We start from the raw sequence: 26,096 nt of genomic DNA, 5'->3' as shown, positions 1-26,096 counted from the left end.
ATGGAGCCATAAGCATAATTCCACGACCGGGAAGCGCGGCCGAACACCGCGCCTTAAACAATAGCGTCGGCACCATCGATCGGCTATGGTCCCGCCGGTTTTATGGCGGATCAAAAATAATGTCGGTTGAGAGAACCACGGCCGTTGGCGGCATGGAAACCTCCTATGGTTTCAAGCGCGTAGGGGCAGGCGAGAAGCAGTCTCTGGTCAACGACGTTTTCCACAAGGTGGCGAACCGCTACGATCTGATGAATGACCTGATGTCGGGCGGCCTGCATCGGCTGTGGAAGGACGCCATGGTCACATGGCTCAATCCACCGAAACGACCGGGCTGGAGCGTTCTCGACGTTGCCGGCGGCACTGGCGACGTCGCCTTCCGCATCGTCGAGGCGAGCGGCAGGAACGCCCATGCCACGGTTCTCGACATCAACGGCTCGATGCTCGCCGTCGGCCGCGACCGGGCCGAGAAAAAGGGCCTGACGGCAAATACCGATTTCGTCGAGGCCAACGCCGAGGAACTGCCTTTCGCTGAGGCCAGTTTCGACGCCTACACGATCGCTTTCGGCATTCGCAACGTGCCGCGCATCGATGTGGCGCTTGCCGAAGCCTATCGCGTGCTGAAGCCCGGCGGGCGTTTTCTCTGCCTCGAATTTTCCGAGGTCGACATGCCGCTGCTCGACACGGTCTACGAGGCGTGGTCGTTCAACGCCATCCCCAGGATCGGCAAGGCGGTGACCGGCGAAAACGAGCCCTATTCCTATCTGGTCGAATCGATCCGCAAATTTCCCAATCAGCAGAATTTTGCCGCGATGATTTCCCGCGCCGGCTTCGACCGCACTTCTTTTCGCAATTATGCCGGCGGCATAGCTGCGCTTCATTCGGGCTGGAAGCTTTGAGGCTGGCCCGTATTTTTTATACGCGACCTGCCCTTCGCCGGTCTAGAAAACCGGCAGGACAAGCGCAGTCATGAGCAATGTCGGCGCTGGTTTCAGGCTCGTACGGGCCGGCTGGGTGCTGGTCCGCGAAGGCGTCGTCGCGGCATTGCCGGGCGATGAGCTGTTCGGCCTGCCGAAATTCGGCTGGCGGGTGGCACGGCTGTTCACCCGCCGCCGCGCGCTTGCCTATGAACGTGGCGATCGGCTGGCCAAGGCCGTCGTCCGGCTCGGCCCATCCTATGTCAAGCTCGGCCAGTTCCTGGCGACACGGCCCGATGTCGTCGGCAACGACATAGCGCTCGATCTCGCCATGCTGCAGGACAAGATGCAGACATTTCCGCAGGCCGAGGCCATTACGGCGATAGAGGCCTCGCTCGGGCGCAAGGTCGGCGAGCTCTACGCCAGTTTCGGCGAGGCGGTCGCCGCGGCCTCGATCGCTCAGGTCCATACCGCCGAAACCTTGCAGAACGGCATCGGTTCGCGGGTGGCGGTGAAGGTGATCCGGCCGGGCGTGCGGCGCCGTTTCTTCCGCGATCTCGAAAGCTATTTCCTCGCCGCCCGTCTCCAGGAAAAATACATCCCGTCGTCGCGCCGGTTGCGGCCGGTCGAGGTGACCCAGACGCTGGCGCAGACCACCAAGATCGAGATGGATCTGAGGCTTGAGGCGGCAGCGCTTTCGGAGCTCGGCGAAAACACCAGGGACGATCCCGGCTTTCGCGTGCCGACGGTCGATTGGGAACGCACCGGCCGCGACGTGCTGACCATGGAATGGGTCGACGGCATCAAGATGAACGACATTGCCGGCCTCACTGCCGCCGGCCACGATCTGAAGGCGATCGCCGCCAATCTGGTCCAGTCGTTCCTGCGCCATACGCTGCGCGACGGTTTCTTCCACGCCGACATGCATCCGGGAAACCTGTTCGTCGAGCCCGATGGCACCATCGTCGCAGTCGATCTCGGCATTGCCGGTCGGCTCGGCAAGAAGGAGCGTCGGTTCCTCGCCGAAATCCTCTACGGCTTCATCACCCGCGACTATCTGCGCGTCGCCGAAGTGCATTTCGAGGCCGGCTACGTGCCGCGCCAGCATAACGTCGCGGCATTCGCCCAGGCGATCCGCGCCATCGGCGAGCCGATCCACGGCCAGCCGGCCGAAACCATCTCGATGGCCAAGCTCTTGGCGCTTCTGTTCGAAGTCACCGACCTCTTCGACATGGCGACGCGGTCCGAACTGGTGCTGCTGCAAAAGACCATGGTGGTGGTCGAGGGCGTTGCCCGCACGCTCGACCCGGCATTCAACATGTGGAAGACGTCAGAACCGGTGGTCGGAGGCTGGATATCAGGCAATCTCGGCCCGCGTGCCCTGCTGGCCGACGCACGCGACGGCGCCAGCGCGTTGCTGGCGCTGGCCCGTCAGGCGCCGGACCTCGCCGCCCGCACCGAGCGGCTGTCGCGCGAGATCGATCTGATGGCCGAACACGGGCTGCGTTTCGATGAAAGGACGGCGCACGCCATCGGCAAGGCCGAGGCGCGCCACACCCGCTCAGGCAGGCTGGCGCTGTGGGTGATCGCGCTGACGCTGGTCTTTATCGCCTCGAAGCTGCTCTGACTGCAAGCAATGACAGCAGTGCTGTCATTGCAGTCATGCTCCGGTGTCGCTATATTGGGTTCGCGGGAGCGCGATCATGGCCCGGATTACTGTTCGCAATGTGGATGAGAGTGTCATGCGGCGACTGCGTGAGCGTGGCGCCGCGCGTGGCGTTTCCATGGAGCAGGAGGCGCGGGACGTGCTCGCCGCATCCGTAGGGCTTCCGACCACCAAAGGTTTCGACTCGTCGGGCATTGCAGCCGAGGACGAAGCCAAGTTCAGACCGACCACACGGGGGCAAGGGTAGTTATGGGCACCCTGACCATTCGCAATCTCGACGACGATCTGAAGCAAAAGCTGCGCGAGCGGGCTGCCAGACATGGTGTGTCAATGGAGCAGGAGGCAAGAAATCTCTTGCTGAAGGATGTGGCAGTCACCAAAGAACGTGACGGGGATTTTGTTACGGCGGAGGAAATCCTCGAATTCGGCCGACGACTGCAACAAGCGGATTTCGATCAGAAGAAATTCACTGATGACCTCTGGTCCTTCATCGAGGAGGAATTACCGTGGTGGTCGACACCTCAGCGATCGTGGCCATCCTGAAGCAGGAGCCCGACGCTCCGGCGATCGCCCAGCGCCTCGCCGGAAATCAGCGGATACTGATGAGCGCCGCAACCCTGATGGAATGCGGCACAGTAATTGTCCGCCGCTATGGCGCGGCTGGCACGGCCGAGTTGACGGGCCTTCTTGCTAGACTCAAAGTCACAATCGTCGCGCTCTCCGCCGAACATGCGCAAGCCGGAATTGAAGCCTATGCACTGTATGGCCGAGGTACTGGCCATCGCGCCAATCTCAACATGGGCGACTGCTTCGCCTACGCCTTGGCCAAGACGCGAAACCTGCCGCTGCTTTTCAAGGGCGACGATTTCATCCATACCGACATCGAACCGGCGCTGAAGCCGGCATGACATCGGACAAGAACTGGGCATGACCCTCTCCGGCAAGCGCATCCTGCTGATCATCGGCGGCGGTATCGCCGCCTACAAGGCACTCGACCTGATCCGCCGGCTGCGCGAGCGGGGTGTTGTGGTGCGCGTGGTGATGACCGCCGCGGCGCAGGAATTCGTCACCACGCTGTCGGTCGGGGCGCTGTCGGCCGACCACGTGTTCACGGATTTGTTCGACCGCAATGACGAGCACGATGTCGGCCACATCCGCTTGTCGCGCGAGGCCGATCTTGTCGTCGTGGCGCCGGCTACCGCCGACCTGATGGCGAAGCTCGCCAACGGCCATGCCAACGACCTTGCCTCGACCGTGCTCATTGCGACCGACAAGCCGGTGCTGATGGCGCCCGCCATGAACCCGAAAATGTGGTCGCATCCCGCGACCCGGCGAAACCGGGCGACGTTGCGGAAGGACGGCGTCGCATTCGTCGGCCCGGCAAAGGGCGAAATGGCCGAGAGCAACGAGGCGGGCGAAGGCCGCATGGCCGAGCCGCTGGAAATCGTCGCTGCGATCGAGGCGCTGCTCGATATCAGTCCGAAGCCGCTGGCAGGCAGAAAGATCATCGTCACCTCAGGGCCGACGCATGAGCCGATCGACCCGGTGCGCTATATTGCCAACCGTTCGTCCGGCAAGCAGGGCCATGCCATCGCGGCGGCGCTGGCAAGGCTGGGCGCCGATGTGCGCCTCGTCTCCGGTCCGGTCGGCATTGCCGATCCGGCTGAGGTCACCACGTTGCATGTCGAAACCGCCAACGAGATGAAGGACGCGGTCGAACAGCTTTTGCCGGCGGACGCGGCGGTGTTCGTCGCGGCGGTTGCGGACTGGCGCAGCGAGACTTCGGCCGGCGAGAAGATAAAGAAGGTGGCGGGCGAGGGGCCGCCGGCGCTGCAGATGATCGAAAACCCTGACATCCTTGCCGGTGTCGGCCATCACAGAAAGCGGCCCAGCCTGGTCGTCGGCTTCGCCGCCGAGACGCAGGATCTCGTCAGGAACGCCGAGGCCAAGCTCAGGAAAAAGGGCGCCGATTTCATCGTCGCCAACGATGTATCCCACGAAAGCGGGGTGATGGGCGGCGACCGCAACAAGGTGCGGATCGTCTGGAAGGCCGGTGTCGACGAATGGCCCGAGATGAGCAAGGACGAGGTGGCGACGCGGCTCGCCGCCTTGATCGCCGAACGGCTGAAGACGATTACTGTCTAGCCCGTCGCTTCCTGCGGCCGGGTTGCCGGCCCCGAGATTCTGAGGGCGGCAAGGCATCCCAGAACCCCGAGAGGCACGAAGGCGAGGAACAGCCAGGTGGCGACATTTGCCGCCGCCTCTCGGTTCAGGCCTTCGGAGAAACCGCTGGCGTTGGCGACGATGCCGGTCAACGCGGCACCGACCGCATAGCCGATGCGCTGCATCGTCGGTACGGCGGCGGAGGCGATCGTCTGCTCGCCGTCACTGGCCGATGCGACGATCACGCGTGTGACGAAGGGCCAGGCAATGCCAAAGCCGCCGCCTTGCAGCAAGGCGCAAAACAGGATCAGCGGGATCGAACCCGCCGGCACGGCATAGGCGAAACCGGCGATGCCCGTCGCGATCATCAAAGCGCCGCCGGTGATGATCAGTCTTTCCCGCTCCGGCGGCGCATTGGCGACGAGGATCGACAGGATCGACCAGGCGATCGATTCGGCGGCGATGATATAGCCGGTGGTCAGGATCGGAATGCCATGCAGGCTGGTCAGAAGCAGCGGCCCGTAGACGGCGAAGGAGCAGGTTGCCACCGAAAACGCGGCGACCATGGTCATGCCTGCGCCGACCGGCGAGCGCCATGAGAACAGCCGCGACGGGAACAGCCGCGAGCCCGGCTTCAGCGCGTCGATGCGGACGAACAGCGCGAGCCCGATCAGGCCGAGGATGAGCAGCAGGGACGAGCGCAGCAGGGCAATGTCGACACCGGCCGTGGCGATCAGCACGACGCTGACGGCAAGGCAGCCGAGCGCGGCAAAGGGGAAGGGCGGCGCGGTTCCAGTGATCGCCCGCGGCCGGGTCGCCTCGGGCGTGTCGAGCACGATGAAGCTCGCCAACGCCATGGCGGTGCCGCCAAGCGTGAAGACGCCGAAAGCCCAGCGCCAGGAGAGCAATTCGGTCATCAACGCACCGAGCACCGGCCCGCTGAAGGCGGCGACGCCCCAGATCGCCGACATAACGCCGAAAAGCTGCGGCCAGATGGCGCGTGGAAACAGCCGCTCGACCGAGACGAAGGCCAGCGACACCAGCGCGCCGCCGCCAAAACCCTCGATCAGGCGCCCGGCCAGGAACAGCGGCATGGAGGGCGCGATCGCGCAGACCAGTGCGCCGGCCGCGTAGAGCAGGGCGGCGACCATCATGTTGGTGCGCAGCGCGACATAGCTCACCAGCCGTCCGGCAGCGGCGCCGGCGACGATGGCGCCGAGCTCGTAGATCGCCAGCGACCAGCCGACCAGCTGAACCCCGGCGAGTTCGCCGACCATCGCCGGCATCACCGTTGCCACCATGGTTTCGTTGGTGGCGTGCAGCAGGATGCCGAGGCTGATGAAGCAGAAGCGCGCCAGATCGCCGCTCGCCCATAGCGCCCGCCAGTCGACCCTGTTTGCGCTGGTTTCCGTCACCCGCCCTCCCGAACTTTCTTACACGCCGATTCAAAAAATGGTGGAGCGCTCTTCGTCTCCAATGGGCACGCGGCGCTTCGGAGACGGTTGTAAAACCTCAACCGCGGTTGCGCTCAAGCGGTTTTTGCGGGTGCGCTGAGGGTGCTATGAAGGCGGGATGGCAAGATTGGCGATCATGGCGTCAGCGATGATCTTCCCTCGCACGGCGGTTCCCCAAAAGTCGTGCGGCGCGGAACAGTTCTATCCTGTTCCGCGCCGCATGCAGAGCTACGCTGTGGCGTTCATTTGAAAGAGTGGATCAGTTCCAGTGAGGTGACGGCGACTGCCAGGTTGACGCCGGTCTGCGCCTGTACGTTGAGAGGCTGCAGCGAGAAGGCGCTGTTCAGCCCGCCGACCAGAAGGTTGGCGCCGCCGCCGGTCACCACGCTGGCCTCGGCGTTGACGCCATAATAGCTGCCGGCAAGATCGCCGGCATCACGGTTGCGGGTGGCCGCCAGAACCGCCCATATCAATTCGCCCTGGTGCGTCCTGCCGACGTCGACGCCAAGCTTGGAAATGACCCCGGTATAGGCTTCCGGGGGACCGCCATGATGAGGGCGAAAGGTGCAGGCCACGCCCTTGTTGGATGTCACGATATAGCCGGTGCCGCCGTCGATGGTGCAGTCGAGCACGCCGAGCTGCAGCCTCCCTGCGCTGGCAGGGGCGGCTAGAACCGTAGCGGCGAGGGCGGCGGCACAGGCGAGTTTCTTGATCATGGGAGGAGTCATTTTCGCGAATAGCCCTGAACAACGGCTAAGCGTCCCGAGCGTTCCGCCGAGAACTTGGCGCGATCAAGGCGGCAGTCGTTGAAGGTTTCGAAGCCATGCCAAACGGCAGGCCTGCCATGTCAGGCCGAAACGCCGCCGTCGGTCAGCCGGTGCTGGTGCGCGCCAGGCCGTCCTTGGCCGGCTGGTAGGTGGGGCTGAGGCGCACGGCCTCGCGATAGGCTTTTGCCGCCTTGGCCTTGTCGCCGCGCCGCTCGTAGATCAGCGCCTGGTTGGACCAGGCCTCGGCATTCTTGCCGTCGAGCTTGATCGCCATGTTGATGTCGGCGAAGGCGTTGTCCTCGTCGTTCATGGCGAGATAGGAGAGGCCGCGGCCATTGTAGGGTTCGGCGGCGTCCGGCGCCAGCGAGATGGCTGTCGAGAAATCCTCGATGGCGAAAGCGTGTTGGCCCTGGCTCTGATAGATCAGGCCGCGATTGTGATAGGCGCGCGCGTCTGTCGTGTCGAGCTGGATCGCCTTCTGGAAATCGTTGAACGCTTCCTGGATGCGGTTGGCTTTGCGGTAGAGATTGCCGCGGCCGATATAGGCTGCGTCATAGTCGGGATTGATCTGGATCGAGCGGTTGTAGTCGGAAAGCGCGGCCGCCTGATCGCCGAGGAATCGCTGGATGAGAGCGCGGTTCGAATAGGCCTGGTAGAAATTCGGATTGAGCTGGATGGCGGTATTGAAGTCCTTGAGCGCCGCCTGATACTGGCCGCCGCGGCCATAGGCCGAGCCACGCACATTGTAGCCTTCCGGATCCTGGGGACTGCGCTGGATAACGGCTGACAGCGAGGAGATGTTCTCGGCCGACCCTTGTGCCTTGTCGATGTTGGTGAATTCACCGGTCGGGGCTGTCTGGCAGCCGGCGATCGCCAAGCCAGAAAGCAGGGCTGCCGTCAGGGCGAAGCCGCGCATTGCGGTTCTGCGCTCCACGCTAATTGCGTTCATGTCTGCTCTGTCCTCACTGCCCGCCCGCGCCGTCAGGTCTGTTCCCTCTCCGAACCGGCCCTCTGCGAGCTGGTCGAATTCAAAACAAAAAGGTGGCGGCGATTTCGCATCGCGCCACCTTGGGTATCCTTCGAAAAGGACGAAAAATTGGCGTCAGAACCGCGGCGGACGCGGAGCGCCGGCACCAGCGGCACCAGCCGCCACCGGGCGCGGCGTCATCGGCAGCAGGCCTTCGCGCTGGGCGCGCTTGCGGGCCAGCTTGCGGGCGCGGCGAACGGCTTCCGCCTTTTCGCGGGCGCGCTTCTCAGAGGGCTTCTCATAATGTCCACGCATCTTCATTTCGCGGAAGATGCCTTCGCGCTGCATCTTTTTCTTGAGCGCGCGAAGCGCCTGATCAACATTGTTGTCGCGGACGAGTACCTGCACGGGCAATCCTGTCTTTCGGGTTTTGTTAACAACAGGCAAGTGGCCATAGTCGCTTGCCTCCGCGGCGGTCTACACCACGAATTGTGGCGGCTGATAGCAGAATCATGCCGCTCTGTCCACTGCCGAAACGAAAAACCCGCCTCAGCGGCGGGTCGTCGGCGCAAATCACACCATACGCAAGCCAATAGCATAACTGCCGTCACAAAGCAAGGAATTACGACCTCTGGTAGCATATTCGTCTGCTCGGGCGGGCTCTCCGCGCCGGTGAGCAATCGTTGGCGTTTTCTCCGACACCGATAAATTCTTGCTGCCCCAATCCCGGCAAAACGCTCCGCCCGGCTCTATCAACGAAGGAACCAACCTCGTTCCCCAATGGTTGTTGCGGCGAAGCAAGCACAGGGGAAAACCGATGTCAGGCACCCGTGAATGGCTCGTCCAAAGGCTCAAGGATGCGCATGCGATGGAGGAGCAGGCCGAAACGATGCTGAACGGCCAGCTCAATCGGCTGGAGAGTTATCCCGAGCTCAGAGAGCGCATCAGGCTGCACCTCGATGAGACGAAGGGACACGCCGCGCGCCTCGGAACCTGCCTGGAAAGACTGGGCGAAGATACATCCGCGCTGAAGGACGCCGGCGGCAAGCTGCTGGCGATGGCGCAGTCCCTAAGCGGCGTCTTCGCCGGCGACGAGGTGGTGAAAGGCTCACTGGCGAGCTACACCTTCGAGCACATGGAGATCGCATCCTACACGATCCTCATCGCAACCGCCGAGTCCCTCGGCGAAACGGAGATCGCCCGGACCTGCGAACAAAATCTGCATGAAGAGGAGGCGATGGCCGAGTGGCTGCAAAACAAGCTGCCCGCGACTACGGAGCAGTTCCTGGCTCGCTCGGCGTCGGACAGCGACAATGCCAAGCGATGATGACAGCAGGCCGGCGAGCAACGTGAAGCGACCTTCGGTCTGGCGGGCTTACAGCTATGCCTGGATTACCCTCGGCTTCTTCATCATCTCGCTTGTCGGCCACTGGGTTTTCGGCTGGTTCGCCTATCTCGACGAGCAGCGAGCGCTTGGCCAACCGCCCGAATTCGGCGGCTATCTGATCGAGATGAGCCGCGACACGCTTGAGAACTGGCAGTCGGAATTCCTGCAACTGCTCTGGCAGGTCGGTGGCCTGGCGTTCCTGCTCTTCGTCGGATCGCCGCAATCGAAGGAGAGTACCGACCGTATGGAGGCCAAGATCGACGCGCTTCTCAGGCTTGTCGATCCGGAGAAGGGCAAAGAGGCGATTCGCGAGCTGGACCTGCAGTATGAAGGCCGCCACACCGACCAGCCGCACGCCCACCGAAACTGATCTGGGATTGGAAATGTGGCTCGGAGCCGATCATACTTCGGCTCGGGCCGGCGGGCTTCCTCTATGCCGTGGTCAAATGAAGCCGCTCGAAATCCTCGAAGAACTCGCCGTAGTCGCAGGTTATTTCCTCGCCCGCCGCTATGGCGCGGATCGCGGTTGCCCCGCCATACCGAGAAAAATCAGTGTTCGGCCTTTCGGAATGGTTCATGAAGCGGCCATTGTCGACCTCATAGACGATGAATCCGGGCCGGTCCGGGCTTGGATAGGCATATCTGTCGAGCAATTCCCTGAGTTGCGGCGGCGCCATCCTATATTTTTCGATCGGGATCAGCCGGTCGAAATCCGGATCGAGCCGCCAGATCGACGCTCCCTTCTTGATCGGCTCGGCGGCGAACACGCCGACGCCCTGGATTGCGCTAGCAGCGATGTAGGTCCTGATCAGCAGCATGTTTTAGGCCCGTCTTCGAACAAAAGTGTCCGAAGAAATCGCCAAATCGCACTGGAAAGCAAGACCGCTTTTGCGACATTGCCTCACGTCCGATTGATCGAGACCCCGCCATCGGCAAACAGCGCGGTTCCGGTGGTGAAGCTCGATGCGTCGGAAGCCAGATAGAGCGCCGAGCGGGCGATTTCCTCAGGCTCGGCGACGCGCTTCAAGGCATGCAGGTTTTCGACGAAGGCTCGCGATTCAGGTGTCTTGAACGTTGCCGAAGGCGTGTCGGTTCCGCCCGGCAGCAGCGCGTTGACCCGCACGCCTTTGGCGCCATATTCGGCGGCAAGCACCTGCGTCAATCCGATCAGCCCGGCCTTGCTTGCGGCATAGCTGGTCATGCCGGGCATGCCGACGGTATGGCCGACAAAGGTAGAGGTGAAGATCAGCGATCCGCCGCCGCGGTCGACCATCGCCGGCACCTGATATTTCGCGCCGAGGAATGCGCTGGTCAGGTTGGTGTCGAGCGTCTCGCGCCAGCCCTCCAGCGACAGCTCCGAAATCGGGCCCATCTTGCCGACCGAGCCGGCGTTGTTGAAGGCGATATCCAGCCCGCCGAATTTCTCGACTGCCAGGTCGACAAGGGCTTTGGCATGCGCCTCGTCTCTGACGTCACCGGCAAGGGCGATCGCCGTGCCGTCGGCTTCCTCGATTTCCGCGACGAGCGCGTTCAGCTCTGCCTGGCGACGAGCAGCGACGACCACCTTGGCGCCTTCCTCGGCAAAGAGTTTTGCCGTGGCGCGGCCGATGCCGGAACTGGCGCCGGTGACGATGGCGATCTTGTTGGTGAGTGCGAGCATTTTTGCATCCTTTTTTCGCGCCAGCTTTTCGCCGGCAATCGGATGCTTGGTCGCAGATCGAGGCAAGGCGAGCCACCCGATACCTGAAGGCGTCCGGATGCGTCGTTCGGCTCGTTGCTTCGACAGGTCTTTTTGACCGTGGCGCAAAACGGCAAGCGCCGTCGCAAACAGCGCAAGGGTGGCAGCGCTGTTTCGCTAGTGATACACCTCGCGCGCCGGGGCTCGATTGGATGTCCGGCCGCTATCTGCGAGGCTGGAACGTTGAAGAAATACTCGGTATTCGCCATCGCCCGCGAGGCCATGCGCGGCCACAAGGGCTGGGAGGAACAGTGGTCCTCGCCAGAGCCGAAGAAGGAGTACGACGTCATCATCGTCGGCGCCGGCGGCCATGGCCTGGCCACCGCCTATTATCTCGCCACGGTGCACGGCATCACCAATGTCGCGGTGCTGGAAAAGGGCTGGCTCGGCGGCGGCAATACCGGCCGCAACACCACCATCATCCGCTCCAACTATCTCTATGACGAGAGCGCCGGCATCTACGACCACGCGCTGAAGCTGTGGGACGGGCTCAGCCAGGAGCTCAACTACAACGTCATGTATTCGCCGCGCGGCGTCATGATGCTGGCCCACAATGTCCACGACATCCAGGTCTTGAAACGCCACGTCCATGCCAATCGTCTGAACGGCATCGACAATGAATGGCTGACGCCGGAAGCCGCCAAGGAATTCTGCCCGCCGCTCAACATTTCGCGCGATGCCCGCTATCCGGTGACGGGCGCGACCCTGCAGCGTCGCGGCGGCACGGCGCGTCACGATGCCGTCGCCTGGGGCTATGCGCGCGGCGCTTCGGCGCGCGGCGTCCACATCATCCAGAATTGCGAGGTCACCGGCGTCAAGCGGGCGCCGAACGGCGCGGTCATGGGCGTCGAGACGACGCGCGGCTTCATCGGCGCCAAAAAAGTCGGCGTCGTTGCCGCCGGCCATTCGTCGGTCATCATGAGCATGGCCGGGGTACGCATGCCGCTGGAAAGCTATCCGCTGCAGGCGCTGGTGTCGGAGCCGGTCAAGCCGGTCTTCCCCTGCGTGGTGATGTCGAACACGGTGCACGCCTATATCTCGCAGTCCGACAAGGGCGAACTGGTCATCGGCGCCGGCACCGACCAATATATCTCCTATTCGCAGACCGGCGGCCTGCACATCCTCCAGCACACGCTCGACGCCATCTGCGAGATGTTCCCGATGTTCACGCGCATGAAGATGCTGCGCTCGTGGGGCGGCATCGTCGACGTTACGCCCGACCGTTCGCCGATCCTGGCCAAGACGCCGGTGCCCGGCCTCTATGTCAATTGCGGCTGGGGCACGGGCGGCTTCAAGGCGACGCCGGGCTCGGGCCATGTCTTTGCCCACACCATCGCCAGGGACGATCCGCACCCGATCAACGCCCCCTTCACCATCGAGCGCTTCCGCACAGGCCGGCTGATCGACGAGGCGGCGGCGGCGGCGGTGGCACACTGATGATGGCCGCTGTCGCCATGGACAAGAGGCTTTGCGATCAACCCGCCGGCGCCTGCGTCGGCCACGGCGAATTGTAGGAACAACCATGCTTCTCATCCGCTGCCCCTATTGCGAGGAAGAGCGTCCAGAACTCGAATTCCGCAACGCTGGCGAGGCGCATATCGCGCGTTCGGCGGATATGGCCGCGACAAGCGACGACGATTTCGAGAAGTTCTTCTTCATCCGCTCGAATCCCAAAGGCATCATCTATGAGCGCTGGCGGCACATGCATGGCTGCGCGCGGTTCTTCAATGCCGTGCGCGACACCGTCAGCGACAGGTTCCTGATGACCTACAAGGCCGGCGAACCCAAGCCGGCGAAGCTGCCGGGAGCCTCCGAATGATCGCGACGTTTCGCATTCCCGGCGCCGGGCGCCTCAAGCAGGCAGAGACCGCTCGGTTCAGCTTCGACGGCCAGTCCTATGCCGGCGTCGAGGGCGAAACGCTGGCCTCGGCGCTGCTCGCCAACGGCGTCCATCTGGTCGGCCGTTCGTTCAAATATCACCGGCCGCGCGGCTTCCTGTCCGCCGGGGCGGAAGAGCCCAACGCGCTGGTTGAGATCAAGCGCGACGCGGCGCGCAAGACGCCAAATGTCCGCGCCACCGTGCAGGAGCTCTATGACGGGCTGACGGCACAGTCGCAGAACCGCTGGCCGTCGCTCGCCTTCGACGTCAGCGCGCTCGGCGACATCGCCTCGCCGCTGCTTTCGGCGGGCTTTTACTACAAGACCTTCATGTGGCCGAAGTCCGCCTGGAAAAACTTTTACGAGCCCAAGATCAGGGCCGCGGCAGGGCTTGGCGTCGCTCCCGACCAGCCGGATCCCGACCACTATTCGGCGCGTTTCGCCCATTGCGACGTGCTGGTGCTGGGCGGCGGTGCTGCCGGCATCGCCGCCGCACTTGCCGCGGCCGAATCCGGCGTGCGCGTCATCCTTGCCGACGAGCAGGCCGATTTCGGCGGCAGCCTGCATTTCGAGAGTGGCGCCAGGATCGACGGCCAGGATGGTTTTGCCTGGGCGCAAGGTGCAGTCGCCAAGCTCAAGGCCATGGACAATGTCCGCGTGCTGTCCCGCACCACGGCCTTCGGCTATTACGCGCAGAATTTCGTCGGGCTGGTCGAGCGCGTCAGCGACCATCTGCAGAACCCCGATCGCGAGCTGCCGCGCGAGCGGCTGTGGCAGGTCCGGGCCAGGCGCGTCGTGCTGGCGACCGGCGCCATCGAGCGGCACATAGTGTTTGCCGACAACGACCGGCCCGGCATCATGCTGGCGTCGGCGGCGCGCACCTACCTTAACCATTATGGCGTCGCGGTCGGCAGGAATGTCGGCGTCTATACCGCCAATGATTCCGCCTATGCGGCGGCGATCGACCTGAAGAAGGCCGGCGTCGGCGTGGCGGCGATAGTCGACCTGCGTGACAACCCGTCCGGATCGGTGATCGACGAGGCGAGGGCGCTCGGCATCGAGGTCAATTTCGGCCGCGCGGTGATCCGCGCCGGCGGCAAATTGCGCGTCTCGTCGATGACCGTGCAGCCGAAGAATGGCGGCGGCGAGCGCACCATCCCGGTCGACGCCATCTTGATGTCGGCCGGCTGGACGCCGTCGGTGCATCTGTTCTCGCAATCGCGCGGCAAGGTCGCCTTCAACGATGAGACAAAGCGTTTCGTGCCCGGCACCTACGCGCAGGATTGCGTGTCGGTCGGCGCCTGCAACGGCACGGACGGGCTGTCGGCGACGATCGACGAAGCCTATGCGGCGGGCGCCAAAGCGGCGAAGGATGCCGGCGTCAAGAATGCCGGGGCCAACATCGTCAAGGGTACCAAGCCGAAGGTCGACGCCAGCGAGAGCTGGTCGCGCGGCATGCTGGGTGCGGCGCCCGGCGCCGGGCCGGACACGACGGTAAAAGCCTTCGTCGACTTCCAGAACGACGTCACCGCCAAGGACATCCGCCAGGCGGTGCATGAAGGCATGCGCTCGATCGAGCACGTCAAGCGCTTCACCACCAACGGCATGGCGACCGACCAGGGCAAGACCTCCAACATGCACGGCCTGGCGATCGCCGCCGAGACGCTGGGCAAGCCGATCCCGCAAGTCGGCCTGACGACGTTCCGGGCGCCTTACACGCCGGTGACCTTCGGTTCGATCGTCGGGCACGCGCGGGGTCCGCTCTTCGACCCGACCCGCAAGACGGCGATCCATCCGTGGGCCGAGGCTCAAGGTGCGGTGTTCGAGGATGTCGGCCAATGGAAGCGCGCCTGGTATTTTCCCAAAGCTGGCGAGGACATGCACGCCGCGGTCGATCGCGAGTGTGTCACGGTGCGCAAGACGGCCGGCCTGTTCGACGCCTCGACGCTGGGCAAGATCGAGGTGGTCGGGCCGGATGCGGCGAAGTTCATGGAGTTGCTCTATACCAATCCGTGGGAGAAACTGGAGCCCGGCCGCTGCCGCTATGGCATCATGCTGCGCGAGGATGGTTTCATCTATGACGACGGTGTCGTTGGCAGGCTTGCAGCCGACCGTTTCCACGTGACGACGACGACGGGCGGTGCGCCGCGCGTCATGAACCATATGGAGGATTACCTCCAGACCGAGTTTCCGCATCTCAACGTCTGGCTGATCTCGACCACCGAGCAGTGGGCGGTGATCGCCGTGCAGGGGCCGAAGTCTCGGGAGATCATCGCGCCGCTGGTCGAGGGCATCGACATGTCGGACGGGGCGCTGCCGCATATGTCGGTGCGCGAGGGCAGGATCTGCGGCGTGCCGACAAGGCTGTGCCGCATGTCGTTCACCGGCGAGCGCGGCTTCGAGGTCAACGTGCCGGCCGACCACGGCCAGGCCGTCTGGGAAGCGCTGTGGGCCGAGGGCCAGAAGCACGGCGCCTGTGCCTATGGCACCGAAGCGATGCACGTGCTGCGTGCCGAAAAGGGTTACATCATCGTCGGCCAGGACACCGACGGTACGGTGACGCCAAACGATGCCGGGCTCGACTGGGCGGTCGGCAAGAAGAAGACCGATTTCGTCGGTATCAGGGGCATGGCTCGGCCCGACCTGGTCGCCAAGGGCCGCAAGCAGCTTGTCGGCCTGAAGACCAAAGACCCAAAAGTGGTGCTGGAAGAAGGCGCGCAGATCGTCGGCGATCCGAAGCAGGCGATCCCGATGACGATGATTGGCCATGTCACCTCGAGCTACTGGTCGGAAAATTGCGGCCGCTCGATTGCGCTGGCCCTGGTTGCCGGCGGCCGCGACCGGATGGGCGAGACGCTCTACGTGCCGATGCCCGATGCGACGATCGAGGTGGAGGTCACCGGCATGGTGTTCTTTGACGACAAGGGGGAGCGCCTCAATGGCTAAGGCTGCCGCGAAGGAATCTGCCGCCGCTGCACCGTCGGTCGAACGCCGGCCGGCTCTTGCCGGTCAGGAGCTTTCCGTAACCGGCGTTACGCTTGCTGTGCTGCCGCCGGCGCAGCGTATTTCGCTGCGCGCGCCGGACGCCTCGGTCGCGGCGCTTTCGAAGGCGCTTGGCGTGGAGCTGCCGCGGAAGCCCAAAACCTCGGCGGCAAAGGCCGGGCGCACGGCATTGTGGCTTGGGCCAGACGAATGGCTGGTCATCGACGAGATGGGAAAAGACCCGCTCGCCGATTGCGCCGAGGTCACAGTGCTGCATTCGGCGGTCGGCATCTCGCATCGCAACGTCGCCATCTCGGTCATCGGCCCAGCGGCGGCGGCGACGATCAATTCAGGCTGTCCGCAGGATCTGTCGCTGGACGTCTTTCCGGTGGGCGCGGCCTCGCGCACCATCCTGGGCAAGGCCGAGATCGTGCTGTTGCGCACCGCAACCGACGCGTTCCGGGTTGAATGCTGGCGCTCTTTTTCCGATTATGTCTTTACTTTCCTGTCGGAGGCGGCCGGCGACGCAGCGGCTTAGGATATTCGCTGGGCTCGACCGTTTGCCGGAGCAAGTCGGGGAGAATGTCGATGCCGTCGAAATCCGCGCCGAATCCAGCGGCTCAGAAGACGCCGGCCGTGCGCTCGTTCGAACACGAGCAGCACAAAGAACCAAACATTGAAGAGGAACTCGAGGAAGGGCTCGAGGACACGTTTCCGGCCAGCGATCCGGTGTCGATCACCGGGACTTCGATTCCCGGCGCACCTGCAAGACCTGGCAAGGCCAAGATCGTGGCCGGAATGAAGAAGCGCAGGAAATAACATCCATCAGGCTCCAGCGAGCCGCGTCGCCGGCCACGAGAGCAGGCGGTCAGGATTTCCTGTCGTCGCTTTTGTTTCGAACGTCAGAATGTGCTGGGCACGATCCACGGGTCGATGTCGATGCCGAGCCGCGGGTCCTTGCTTTCCGTTGAGCCCTTGTGGGTGGCCGCGCCTGCCTTCTCGACCGATCCGGTCGCGCCGCAATCGAGCTTGATGCTGGTGTCGGCGCAAGCCGCGGCTGGCGCCTGTTTGCCGAGCTGACTCTGGCCGGCGAAGGCAGCGCCCGAGAAAGCAAGCAGTGCCGCGAGGGTGAGGGTTGTCTTTTTCATTGTCTGTCTCCGGGCTGGATGGCTGAAATACTTTTGTACATGTACGACATAGCGTACATATACGGCCGGAGAATATGAAGTTCAAGTTGGAAATTGTACATGTACGAAATTTATTGACAGCGAGCGTGGCGGTAGCCCGCCGGGTCGCGATCCCAGCCACCAGGGTCCTACACGCATAGATTGATTCCCCAGGCCTTGGCCCTGTCTCGCTTGCCTATTAGCTATCCGAAACCGAACAAAAACCCTTCAGCAGTTGACCGGCGTCTCGGTCAGCGGCGGCACGTCCTGCGTGGCCAGCGCGGCAAGCGTGAAGTCGCACATCCGCTTGACGAACGCCTGCTGGTCGCCGAACGGATAGAAGGGAAAGGTGATCAGCAGCGAGATCGTGCCGTGGCCGACCGCCCACAGCATGGTGGCGATGGCGCGCGGATCGCCCTTCAGCTTGCCGGCGGCCACGCAGGCTTCAACCCTCTTGATCAGCACCTTCATCAACGGGTTGCCCTCCTGCATCTCGGCGAAGGTCCTGCCTTCCGGGGCCTTGACCTTCTCGGTCATGAATATCGTGCGATACTCGTTGGGGTTGCCAAGGCCGAAGGCCGCATATTCGGTCATCACCACTTGCAGCGCCTCGATCGGATCGTCGGCCGGGTGATCCTCGATACGCTTTGCCAGAGTCTTGAACGCGTCCTCGGCCAACGCGAACAAGATGTCCTGCTTGTCGGCAAAATAGGAATAGACCGACATCGGCGCATAGCCGACACGCTTGGCCAGCTTGCGGATGGTGAGGCCTTCATAGCCTTCTTCCTGGACGAGCTTGTGCGCGGCGTCGACAAGTTCGGAGCGCAGTTCGGCCTTTTGTTTCTCGCGGCGTGTCTGGACGCTAAGCGGCAATTTTCGCCTGCCTTCTGTTTGTGGCTGGCTAAATTATATACGCTGTACGGAATCGGACAAGGCGCGGTCAAAAATCGGCGTCCTTCTCAGCCATTTTCGCCCAAACATCGATCACAGTGTTACAGGGCAGAAACGACGCGGCATCGGACTGTTACAACCAGAGGTTAGCTGCGGCCCGGCCAAGAGATTTTGTTGCTAGGGCCGAGATGACCATGACCGAGCTTTCGTCCGTTGCGCCAAACGCAGATCCACTTTCTCACGATGCCATGCTGGCCCTCAGGCGGGTGGTCATGGTTGCATGGTTGGCGATCGCGCTCGGATTCGCCATGGAGGCGCTTACTCTGGCTGGCAGGCTTGCAGCGGGTTCTCACCCGGCTACCACCCTGATCCTGATCGAATTGGCGCAAGGCGTGACGTGGGCGTTCTTCGTCTGCGCCGGTCTCAGCCTCGGCACGTCGATCGCCAGGGTACGAGCCTCGCTCGGCGGCCTGATCGCTGCAATCTCGGCACCACTGGCGATGGCCATCGCCAAGGGGTCGCAAAAGGTCATGGTAACTGCTCTTGATGCGGCCACAAAACCGGCCACCCTCTCGCTCACCACGCTGGGCGTGCTGCGGGCGATCGAATATGGCCTGCTCGGCTGGATCCTGGCCTCGCTGGCGTCGAACGAAAAACCCCGTCCGCTCCATTTTGCGCTGGCAGGCACCGCGATAGGCGCGGTGTTCGGCGGCGGAATCACGGTGCTGACGATTGAGACGGCCGCGGCGAACGGCGTTGCCCTTGAATTGCCGCGGGCGATCACAACCGGCCTCAACGAGATCGTGTTCCCGATCGGTTGCTCTCTGGTCGTCTACATTGCCCTGCAGGTCGGCCGGCACATGAAGATCATCTCTGGCGAGGTTCGTTGAGCCGTTCAGGCCGCTTCTGGCTGGCGCTCGATCAATGTCAGCGTCAGCCAGCGCGCGGTCAGCGCCGGCTTTTTCGAGCCCTCGATCTCGATCGTCACGTCATGCGCGGTCTGCACCCAGCCCGACGGCCTGACCTTGACGTCGGCCAGCACGAAACGGGTGCGGATGCGCGCGCCGGTCTTCACCGGCGCCAGGAAGCGCAGCGAATCAAAACCATGGTTGACGCCCATCTTGCTGTTTTCGAGCGGCGGCATGGTCTCGAAGGTCATCGCCGATAAAAGCGAAAGCGACAGAAAACCATGCGCGATGGTGCCGCCGAACGGCGTCTCGCACTTGGCGCGTTCCGGGTCGCAATGGATGAACTGGTGGTCGTCGGTGGCGTCGGCGAACTGGTCGATCATGCGCTGCGAGACCACCCGCCACGGCGACACGCCGACCTCCTTGCCGACGCTGGCCAGAAGCACATCGAGACTGATCGGTTCCACGCTGATGTCCTCCATTTCAACCGTCCGGAGCGCGAGCGGCTTCATTCCTTGAACAGTGTCAGCCCATGCTGCACCGACTGTCCGCCATCGATCGGCAGGATGGCGCCGGTGATATAGCTGCCGGCACGGCTGCACAAATAGAGCGTTGCGCCGGCAATGTCATCCGGCGCGCCGATGCGACGAAGCGGAACATGGCCGCCGATATGCTTGGCCTGGTCCTCGGTGGCGGTGGCGAAGGCAGTCATCCGGCTCTGGAAGGGACCGGGGGCGAAGGCATTGACGGTGATACGGCGGGCGGCGAACTCGATCGCCAAGGTGCGCGTCAGATGATGAACAGCAGCCTTCGAGGCAGAGTAGGAGTAAGCGTCGTCGGCCAGCGGCTGCGTGCCCATCACCGAACCCAGATTGATCACCCGGGCCGGATCGGCATCGCTGGCGGCGGCGTCGAGCAGCGGAAGAAGCTCGCGCGTCAGGTGGAAGACGGCCGTGACGTTGACGCCGAACACCCTGGCCCAGGCATGGTAGGGAAAACTTTCCAGCGGCGCGCCCCAGGAGACACCGGCATTGTTGACCAGGATGTTCAGCCGCTCGGTCCGCGCCTTGACCTCGTCGACCAGCGCCGCGATGCCAGCTTCGCTGGAGACATCGCCGGCAAAGCCTTCGGCCCGGCCGGTGCCGCCGAGGGCGTTCAGTTCGCCGGCAACCCTGACGCAGTCCTCGCCCTTGCGCGAGGCGATCATCACAGTGGCGCCGGCTCTGACCAAAGCGGTCGCCGCCATGCGGCCGATGCCGGTCGCAGCCCCGGTCACCAGCGCGGTCTTGCCGGCCACCGAAAACAGCTCGTCCAGATAGCTCATTGCAATTCCTCCGCGCGCCCGTGCCTCGCCCAGCAAAAGGCTGCCATGGTCAGGGCCGCAAATCTCTTCAGGCAAATGATAGTGCCCAATTTGTATTGGAGATCAACTTGTTGAAGTCGGCGCTGCCCCTCGTCGCCCCGCCGGGCACTCCTCCCCGTATAGTGACGGGGAGAAGGAGATGACCGCAACGCCGGCGCCCTTCTTGCAACGCCGGTGATTGGCGAAATCGGTGACGAGAGCGCCCCTCTCCCCGTCCCTATACGGGAGAGGGGCCGGCAGGCAGGTGAGGGGCAGCGCAAACGCTCGGCTTGAGCGGCCACCGGCCTAAGCTGAAGCGATTGTCCTGCCTACTCAGCCGGCTCGACATTGGTGTAGGCGGCTTGTTCGAGCTCGCGCTTCAACCGTGATGCCTCTTCCACCTTCGGCGTGACGAAGCGGCCGAGCAGGAGATAGGCGACCGGCGTCAGGAACAGCGTCGAGACGGTGGCCAGACCCAGACCGCCGACGATCACCCAGCCGAGCGCGATGCGCGCCTCGGCGCCGGCGCCGCTCGCCAGCACCAGCGGCACGCCACCGAGCACGGTGCAGATCATCGTCATCATCACCGGCCGCAGCCGGATGGTGGAGGCCTGCTCGATCGCCTCGCGCACGCCGAGCCCGCGGTCGCGCAACTGATTGGCGAACTCGACGATCAGGATGCCGTTCTTGGCCATGACGCCGACCAGGAGCACCAGGCCGATCTGGCTGTAGGCGTTGAGGCTGGTGCCGCTGAGCAAAAGGGCAAAGATCGCGCAGGCAAGGCCGAGTGGCACCGTCGCCATGATGATGACCGCGCTGACGAAGCTCTCGAACTGGGCGGCGAGCACCAGCAAGATGATGACCAGCGAGAAACCGAAGATGGTGATCATGGCGCTGTTGGTCTCGCCCAGCGTCGCCGCCTCGGCCAACGGAACGATGCGGCTGCCCGGCGGCAGAAGCGGCGTGGCGATTGCCTCGGCGCGGGTGAGCGCCTGGCCGAGCGCGAAATCACCGCTGAGGTTGGAGGTAATCGCCACCGACGGCTGCTGCTGCTCGCGGGTCAGCGAGGGCGGCACGGCGCGCTCGGTCAAAGTGGCGATGGTCGACATCGGCACGAAGCGGCCGTCGGCCGTCTTCAGGAAGATGTTCTCCAGATCGGTCGGGTCGTTGATCGGGTTGGTCGTCGAGACGATTTTCACCCCGTAGCTGCGGTCGGCGATATAGACGTCGACGACATCATTGCCGTCGAGCATGGCCTGGAAGGTATCGGCAAGCCCGGTGATGTCGATACCGAGGTCGGACGCACGCTCGCGGTCGATGGCTACGGAAAGCTGGGGCTGCGTCGGGTCGACGGAGAGCCGGGGCGACTGGAAGCGGGCGTCCTTCTGCATCTCGGCGATGATCTTCACCGCAGCGTCGCCGAGCGCCGCACGGTTGTTGCCGACCAGCGCGAACTGCAGGCCGTTGCCGGCGCCGCGAATCCCGAGGCTGTTGGGCTGCATCGGAAAGACGCGCACGCTCGGCACCTGCCGGGTGAGCCGTCTGATGTCGGCCATGATCTGCTGCTGGCTGCGGGTGCGCTCGTCCCATGGCGCCAGTGTCATCACCATGAAGCCGGCGTTGTAGGCGCCGTTGCGGCCGGCGCTCTCGAAGGTGTTGCGGATTTCGCCGGAATCGCGCAGCGGCTGGATCAGTTTTTCGATCTTCTGCATCTGCTGCGTCGTGTAGTCGAGGCTAACGCCTTGCGGCGCGTCGACGCGCATGAGCACGATGGCACGGTCCTCGGTCGGCGTCAGTTCCTGGCGGATCGTGCCAAACAGCGTGAAGGCGGTGGCTGCAAACAGCAGCGCGACCAGAAGCACGATCCACGGCGCGTCGAGGCAGATGCGCAGACAGCGCCGGTAGAGCGTGTTCAGTGCGCGGCCGATGCGGGCACCGATGCCGCTGCCGCCTTCGGGGTGAAGCGGGGCAACCGACAGCATGCGCGAGGCAAGCATCGGACAAAGGGTTAACGCCACGACGGCGGACAGAAGCACCGATATGGCGAGAACGAAGCCGAATTCGCGGAACAGGCCGCCGGTCTGGCCGGGCAGGAAGGAGATCGGCACGAAGACGGCGACCAGCGTCAGCGTCGTGGCGATGACGGCGAAGAACACTTCCTGAGCGCCAAGCACGGCTGCGGCGCGTGGCCCCATGCCTTCGTTGCGTCGTCGCACGATGTTTTCCAGAACAACGATGGCGTCGTCGACGACCAGGCCCGTCGCCAGCACCAGGGCGAGCAGCGTCAATATGTTGACCGAGAAGCCGGCAAGATAGATGGCGGCGATTGTCCCGATCATGGCGACCGGCATCGCAAGCCCGGGAATGAGCGTCGCGCGCCAGTCGAGGAGAAACGCATAGATGACGATCAGCACAATGGAGACGGACAGGCCGAGTGCGATCTCGACCTCATGCACCGCGCCGTTGACGAAGACCGCATCGTCGCTGGTGACCTTGATCGACATGCCCTGAGGCAGATCCGCCTGCAGCGCGGCGACGGCGGCCCTGACGCCGGTCGAAATATCCAGCGTGTTCGATTCCGCCTGGCGGATGATGCCGAGACCGATGCCGGTCTTGCCGTTCGAACGCAATGTGGTCTGACCGATGTCGGGGCCGAGCGTGACGGTGGCAACGTCGCGGATGCGGGTCGTCCCGCCGATGATGATGTTTTCGAACTCCTCCGGCGTGGTCACGTCCGCCGTCGGCCGCACGATTAGATCCTGGTTGGTCGTGGTGATCGAGCCGGCAGGCGAATCGAAAGCGACCGAGGCCAGCGCTGTCCTCAGGTCGGCGACGGTGAAGCCCAGGCCGGCGAGCTTGTTCTGATCAACATCGATGCGAAATATCTTGTCGCGGTCGCCATAGACCTGGACGTCGGCTACGCCAGGCACAGCGGCAAGCTCGTCCTCGATCTGGTCCTGGACCAGCACCGTCATGTCCTGCACCGACATGGTGTCGGAGGTGACAGCCAGCCGCATCACCGGCTCGGAATTGGCATCGGCCTTGACGATGCGAGGCGCATCCGCCGTGTCCGGCATCTGGTCGGCGACGCGGCCGACGCCATCGCGCACATCGGAGGCGGCGACGTCGAGGTCGACGCCGTCGTTGAATTCGATGGTGACGCGGCTTGTGCCGAAGGACGAGGTGGACGAGATCGACTTCACACCAGAGACGCGGGCGACTGCGCCCTCAATCACGTCGGTCAATTCGCGGTCGACAGTCTCGGCCGCAGCGCCTTCAAAGGTCGTGTTGACGGTGACGACGGCGCGATCGACATCCGGCAGTTCGCGGATTTCGACACCGTAAAAGGCAGCAAGGCCGGCGACCGCGATCAGCGTGTTCAATACGAAGGCCATCACCGGCCTGCGGATGAACAGCGCAGTGAAACCTGTGTCGCTGGCTGCGTTGTTGGTGGCGGTCATCAGCCGTCGGCGTCCGCGGCGCGCTGTTGTTCGCCGGCGATGCGGACCTCGCCGCCTTCGCTGACGCTCTGGGTGCCTTCGGTCACCACCATGTCGCCGCTGACGATCGGGGCATCGATCAGCACGGTCTCAGTGTTGCGCTGGATGATGCGCACCGCAACCCGCTTGGCCTTGCCGTCCACGATGGCCCAGATATAGGCGCCGTCCGAACCCCATTGTATCGCCAGCGGACTGACCGCGGGAAAGCTGTCGCCGGGGAACTTCATGGTGATCTGGAAGGACATGCCGGCACGCAGCGAATCGGCCGGATTGGCGATCTTTGCCTTGACCAGAAGGGTACGACTGGCTTCATCGATGTGGTTGTCGATGGCGGAGACCGTGCCGGAATAGGCTTTGTTGGGGTTGGCAATTGGCGTCGCCGACAATTGCGCGCCGACCTTGACGGCGGCGGCGAAGCGTTCCGGCACCCAGAATTCGACCAGTATGCTGGAGCGGTCGTCGAGGGTGGCGACCGCCGACTGGCTGGTCACATAATTGCCGGCTGATATCGGCAGGATGCCAACGACGCCGGCGATCGGCGCGACGATCGAGCGGCGCTGCAAGGCCAGTTCCGCATCGCGAAGCGCCAGCTTGGCATTGGCCAGCACCACTTCGGCATCGGCAACGGCGACCGCCGTCGCAGCGTTGGAAGCCCGCAGCGATTTGACCCGGTCGAGCTTGGCCTGCGCGTCCTGCAAGGCAACTTTTGCGCGGTCCTGTGCGATCACCTCGGTGTCGGAATCGAGGGTGGCAATGATCTGTCCTTTTTCGACATGGGCGCCGGACTCGACCAGAAATTCGACCAGGCGGCCTGAACTGTAGGGATTGACCGTCACCGAGGCGTTGGCGCGGCCGGTGCCGATCGCCCGCAGGCGATCGTTGATGACGGCCGTGGCCGCCGGCAATGCGACGATAGTCACCGACTGGCGGGCGCCGTTGCCGCTGCCCGCTTGCCCGGTGTTGTCGACGGCGCTCGTCACTGTCGGAGGCGTCGCGGCATCAGCCCAGTCGATGCCCCAGCGCGCCAGCACATCCGGCGCGCCTGGAAAAAAGCGAACCCAGGCGGCCGCGGCCGCGACGAGGATCACAAGTGCAAAAACGAACTGTTTCCAGGCGGCCATCGGCACTCCGGTTGGCAAAGATCCCGTCTACGCTTCCCAAGCTGAAGTAGACGCGACGACACCCTCCGACCACAGGGGATGGCCCGTCGATATCAAAGCTTTATGGCAATTCTCCCGCTCGCTTGCACATTAAATCGGTGTAACGTTGGTAAGGGCCCCGGCTGGCTCACTGGCCGATCGGCGTGGGCGGCAGAGATCACCAGATGCGCTCGCCGTTTCGATCGCCTCCTCAGGGCCATGCCGACGGCGCCGCTCGGCAGGTCGTCCATCGGATCCCGTCTGCGTGCCGGCGGTTTTTTTTTACGTCGCGTGTGCGCCGCCGGGTACGACGACACCGGACATCGCGATTCCGGCGGTTGCCGGATCTTCCTTCAGCGCCGCGTCCGCGAGCGAGACCACGCCCACCAGGCGCTTGTCGCGATTGAGGACAGGCAACCGCCTGACCTGGATGTCACCCATATTCTGGGCGACGTGCTCGATATCTTCGTCCTCGAAGCAGTATTTGACATCCTTGGTCATCACGTCGCGGACCGTGGCATTACGTCCTTGCCTTCGGCGACCGCACGCACGACGATGTCACGGTCGGTGATCGTTCCGACGATTCGGTCGTTTTCTCCGACTGGCAGGAATCCGACATCGTCAACCGCCATGCGTTTCGCGATTTTCTGCAGCGACTCGCCAGGACTGGCGAGATGAACGTTGGGGGTCATTATCTCAGCGACTTTCATGGTGAATCTCCCTGTTCGCGCGCAGAACGGCACCGGCGCCGGCAGTCGTCGAGCGAGATTGGTCTGGAAGACGTGTTGAGAGTCTCAGGCCTGTCGCGCTGCGACGCTCGCTCGGCGGCCTCGTTTTTCGCTGATGGAACTAACAGCCGGGCCGAATGGTTCCAGCCGTTTGGCCGCGCCGCCATAGATATCTGCCGGAACCATCGGGCTCCGGTCCCGTTTGCCGTGAATACCGCCTTGCAGACCGGACATGGGCGGCGTGACCCTTGAAGCTTCCCGTTTTGTTCCCATATAGGATGAAAGGACTGGAGACGGTTCTTCCGCTGGGTCCCGCGCGGAGACTTAGGTAACAAATCGCACCTAAGACATGGCCTAGCGCGCCCCTGAACTGAGACGCCAAAAGCGTAACAGTTCTCCGCAAAAAAGATTGAAATGGTTGTTGACACTTTGGATGGGCGCCGACTATATACGCCTCACCAACGAGGGCGGCGCGCCGCTGGCGACGAAGAAGTTCGCTTCTAGAT

At 63.6% G+C, this 26,096-nt stretch carries 26 protein-coding genes and 1 pseudogene; 14 read left to right on the top strand and 13 right to left on the bottom strand.

From position 1 onward, the window contains the following. Positions 1–119 precede the first annotated feature (119 nt). The 6 genes from ubiE to coaBC all read left to right on the top strand — a co-directional run bounded on the left by ubiE (position 120) and on the right by coaBC (position 4,725). Positions 120–896: a bifunctional demethylmenaquinone methyltransferase/2-methoxy-6-polyprenyl-1,4-benzoquinol methylase UbiE gene (ubiE, locus tag M727_RS0112815; protein WP_027153016.1), complete on the top strand. Its 777-nt coding sequence runs from the start codon at positions 120–122 to the stop codon at positions 894–896. A gap of 70 nt (positions 897–966) precedes the next feature. Then, on the top strand, positions 967–2,541 hold the full coding sequence (gene ubiB / locus M727_RS0112810) for a 2-polyprenylphenol 6-hydroxylase (RefSeq protein WP_027153015.1): 1,575 nt from the start codon (positions 967–969) through the stop codon (positions 2,539–2,541). Positions 2,542–2,656: 115 nt separating this feature from the next. Then, on the top strand, positions 2,657–2,827 hold the full coding sequence (locus M727_RS0112805; RefSeq protein ID WP_198032639.1) for a hypothetical protein: 171 nt from the start codon (positions 2,657–2,659) through the stop codon (positions 2,825–2,827). 2 nt (positions 2,828–2,829) lie between these two features. Then, positions 2,830–3,123 (top strand): hypothetical protein, encoded by a 294-nt coding sequence (locus tag M727_RS36345; RefSeq protein WP_036262201.1) that lies wholly within the window; start codon positions 2,830–2,832, stop codon positions 3,121–3,123. After that, the gene (locus tag M727_RS0112795) at positions 3,090–3,488 is read left to right on the top strand and encodes a type II toxin-antitoxin system VapC family toxin (RefSeq protein WP_348627160.1); all 399 of its coding nucleotides are present in this window, start codon (positions 3,090–3,092) and stop codon (positions 3,486–3,488) included. The genes M727_RS36345 and M727_RS0112795 overlap by 34 nt, the downstream gene beginning before the upstream one ends. A gap of 19 nt (positions 3,489–3,507) precedes the next feature. Next, positions 3,508–4,725, top strand: coding sequence for a bifunctional phosphopantothenoylcysteine decarboxylase/phosphopantothenate--cysteine ligase CoaBC (gene coaBC, locus M727_RS0112790; RefSeq protein ID WP_027153014.1), 1,218 nt, complete (start codon positions 3,508–3,510; stop codon positions 4,723–4,725). Here coaBC and M727_RS0112785 read toward each other — a convergent pair. The 4 genes from M727_RS0112785 to rpsU form a co-directional block, all read right to left on the bottom strand. Then, positions 4,722–6,158 (bottom strand): MFS transporter, encoded by a 1,437-nt coding sequence (locus M727_RS0112785; protein ID WP_027153013.1) that lies wholly within the window; start codon positions 6,156–6,158, stop codon positions 4,722–4,724. The two genes, coaBC and M727_RS0112785, sit on opposite strands and share 4 nt — an antisense overlap. Before the next feature lie 281 nt (positions 6,159–6,439). Further along, entirely contained in the window at positions 6,440–6,913 is a 474-nt protein-coding gene (locus tag M727_RS0112775; RefSeq protein WP_027153012.1) for a DUF992 domain-containing protein, read from the bottom strand. 154 nt (positions 6,914–7,067) lie between these two features. Next, positions 7,068–7,913 carry a tetratricopeptide repeat protein gene (locus M727_RS0112770; protein ID WP_027153011.1) on the bottom strand — a complete coding sequence of 282 codons (846 nt, stop codon included), beginning with the start codon at positions 7,911–7,913 and terminating at the stop codon, positions 7,068–7,070. A 153-nt stretch (positions 7,914–8,066) separates the two neighbouring features. Then, on the bottom strand, positions 8,067–8,339 hold the full coding sequence (gene rpsU / locus M727_RS0112765) for a 30S ribosomal protein S21 (RefSeq protein WP_023675331.1): 273 nt from the start codon (positions 8,337–8,339) through the stop codon (positions 8,067–8,069). 409 nt (positions 8,340–8,748) lie between these two features. Between rpsU and M727_RS0112760 the strand changes: the two genes are divergently transcribed. Continuing rightward, a complete protein-coding gene (locus tag M727_RS0112760; protein WP_027153010.1) occupies positions 8,749–9,258 on the top strand; it encodes a DUF892 family protein in 510 nt (169 codons plus the stop codon). After that, positions 9,245–9,688 (top strand): DUF6766 family protein, encoded by a 444-nt coding sequence (locus M727_RS0112755; protein ID WP_051505608.1) that lies wholly within the window; start codon positions 9,245–9,247, stop codon positions 9,686–9,688. The genes M727_RS0112760 and M727_RS0112755 overlap by 14 nt, the downstream gene beginning before the upstream one ends. Before the next feature lie 61 nt (positions 9,689–9,749). On the opposite strand, the gene M727_RS0112750 is transcribed toward M727_RS0112755, so the two are convergent. Together M727_RS0112750 and M727_RS0112745 are read right to left on the bottom strand one after the other, a co-directional pair. Next, positions 9,750–10,136: an SET domain-containing protein-lysine N-methyltransferase gene (locus M727_RS0112750; protein WP_027153008.1), complete on the bottom strand. Its 387-nt coding sequence runs from the start codon at positions 10,134–10,136 to the stop codon at positions 9,750–9,752. Between the two features lie 83 nt (positions 10,137–10,219). Beyond that, positions 10,220–10,978, bottom strand: a complete 759-nt coding sequence (locus M727_RS0112745; RefSeq protein ID WP_027153007.1) for an SDR family oxidoreductase — start codon at positions 10,976–10,978, stop codon at positions 10,220–10,222. A 261-nt stretch (positions 10,979–11,239) separates the two neighbouring features. Here M727_RS0112745 and M727_RS0112740 point away from each other — a divergent pair, with 261 nt between their 5' ends. From M727_RS0112740 to M727_RS0112720, 5 genes are all read left to right on the top strand, one after another. Continuing rightward, on the top strand, positions 11,240–12,493 hold the full coding sequence (locus tag M727_RS0112740) for a sarcosine oxidase subunit beta (protein ID WP_027153006.1): 1,254 nt from the start codon (positions 11,240–11,242) through the stop codon (positions 12,491–12,493). A gap of 85 nt (positions 12,494–12,578) precedes the next feature. Continuing rightward, positions 12,579–12,875 (top strand): sarcosine oxidase subunit delta, encoded by a 297-nt coding sequence (locus M727_RS0112735; protein WP_023797525.1) that lies wholly within the window; start codon positions 12,579–12,581, stop codon positions 12,873–12,875. Further along, positions 12,872–15,880: a sarcosine oxidase subunit alpha gene (locus M727_RS0112730; protein WP_027153005.1), complete on the top strand. Its 3,009-nt coding sequence runs from the start codon at positions 12,872–12,874 to the stop codon at positions 15,878–15,880. Before M727_RS0112735 ends, M727_RS0112730 begins: the two co-directional genes overlap by 4 nt. Further along, positions 15,873–16,454, top strand: coding sequence for a sarcosine oxidase subunit gamma (locus M727_RS0112725; RefSeq protein ID WP_027153004.1), 582 nt, complete (start codon positions 15,873–15,875; stop codon positions 16,452–16,454). Before M727_RS0112730 ends, M727_RS0112725 begins: the two co-directional genes overlap by 8 nt. A gap of 50 nt (positions 16,455–16,504) precedes the next feature. Then, a complete protein-coding gene (locus M727_RS0112720) occupies positions 16,505–16,735 on the top strand; it encodes a hypothetical protein (protein WP_023797528.1) in 231 nt (76 codons plus the stop codon). An 83-nt stretch (positions 16,736–16,818) separates the two neighbouring features. Here M727_RS0112720 and M727_RS0112715 read toward each other — a convergent pair whose 3' ends face one another. Together M727_RS0112715 and M727_RS0112710 are read right to left on the bottom strand one after the other, a co-directional pair. Further along, complete coding sequence (locus tag M727_RS0112715; protein WP_027153003.1) at positions 16,819–17,064, bottom strand: DUF680 domain-containing protein; 246 nt, start codon at positions 17,062–17,064, stop codon at positions 16,819–16,821. Between the two features lie 246 nt (positions 17,065–17,310). Then, positions 17,311–17,955 (bottom strand): TetR/AcrR family transcriptional regulator, encoded by a 645-nt coding sequence (locus M727_RS0112710; protein WP_027153002.1) that lies wholly within the window; start codon positions 17,953–17,955, stop codon positions 17,311–17,313. A 212-nt stretch (positions 17,956–18,167) separates the two neighbouring features. On the opposite strand from M727_RS0112710, the gene M727_RS0112705 reads away from it, so the two are divergent. Further along, positions 18,168–18,863, top strand: coding sequence for a hypothetical protein (locus M727_RS0112705; RefSeq protein WP_156941526.1), 696 nt, complete (start codon positions 18,168–18,170; stop codon positions 18,861–18,863). A gap of 5 nt (positions 18,864–18,868) precedes the next feature. Here M727_RS0112705 and M727_RS0112700 read toward each other — a convergent pair whose 3' ends face one another. The 5 genes and pseudogenes from M727_RS0112700 to M727_RS36340 form a co-directional block, all read right to left on the bottom strand. Continuing rightward, on the bottom strand, positions 18,869–19,363 hold the full coding sequence (locus tag M727_RS0112700; RefSeq protein WP_280944161.1) for a MaoC family dehydratase: 495 nt from the start codon (positions 19,361–19,363) through the stop codon (positions 18,869–18,871). A gap of 26 nt (positions 19,364–19,389) precedes the next feature. After that, positions 19,390–20,205: an SDR family oxidoreductase gene (locus M727_RS0112695; protein ID WP_027152999.1), complete on the bottom strand. Its 816-nt coding sequence runs from the start codon at positions 20,203–20,205 to the stop codon at positions 19,390–19,392. Between the two features lie 347 nt (positions 20,206–20,552). Continuing rightward, positions 20,553–23,684, bottom strand: coding sequence for an efflux RND transporter permease subunit (locus tag M727_RS0112690; protein WP_027152998.1), 3,132 nt, complete (start codon positions 23,682–23,684; stop codon positions 20,553–20,555). After that, entirely contained in the window at positions 23,684–24,844 is a 1,161-nt protein-coding gene (locus M727_RS0112685) for an efflux RND transporter periplasmic adaptor subunit (RefSeq protein WP_027152997.1), read from the bottom strand. The genes M727_RS0112690 and M727_RS0112685 overlap by 1 nt, the downstream gene beginning before the upstream one ends. A 300-nt stretch (positions 24,845–25,144) precedes the next feature. Continuing rightward, positions 25,145–25,572, bottom strand: a pseudogene (locus M727_RS36340) (CBS domain-containing protein). Positions 25,573–26,096: the final 524 nt, after the last annotated feature.

Source organism: Mesorhizobium sp. WSM2561 (genome assembly GCF_000513915.1).
Lineage (GTDB): Bacteria > Pseudomonadota > Alphaproteobacteria > Rhizobiales > Rhizobiaceae > Mesorhizobium > Mesorhizobium muleiense.
The sequence above is the reverse complement of the archived record's forward strand: the minus strand, read 5'-3'. Positions and strand labels throughout refer to the sequence as shown.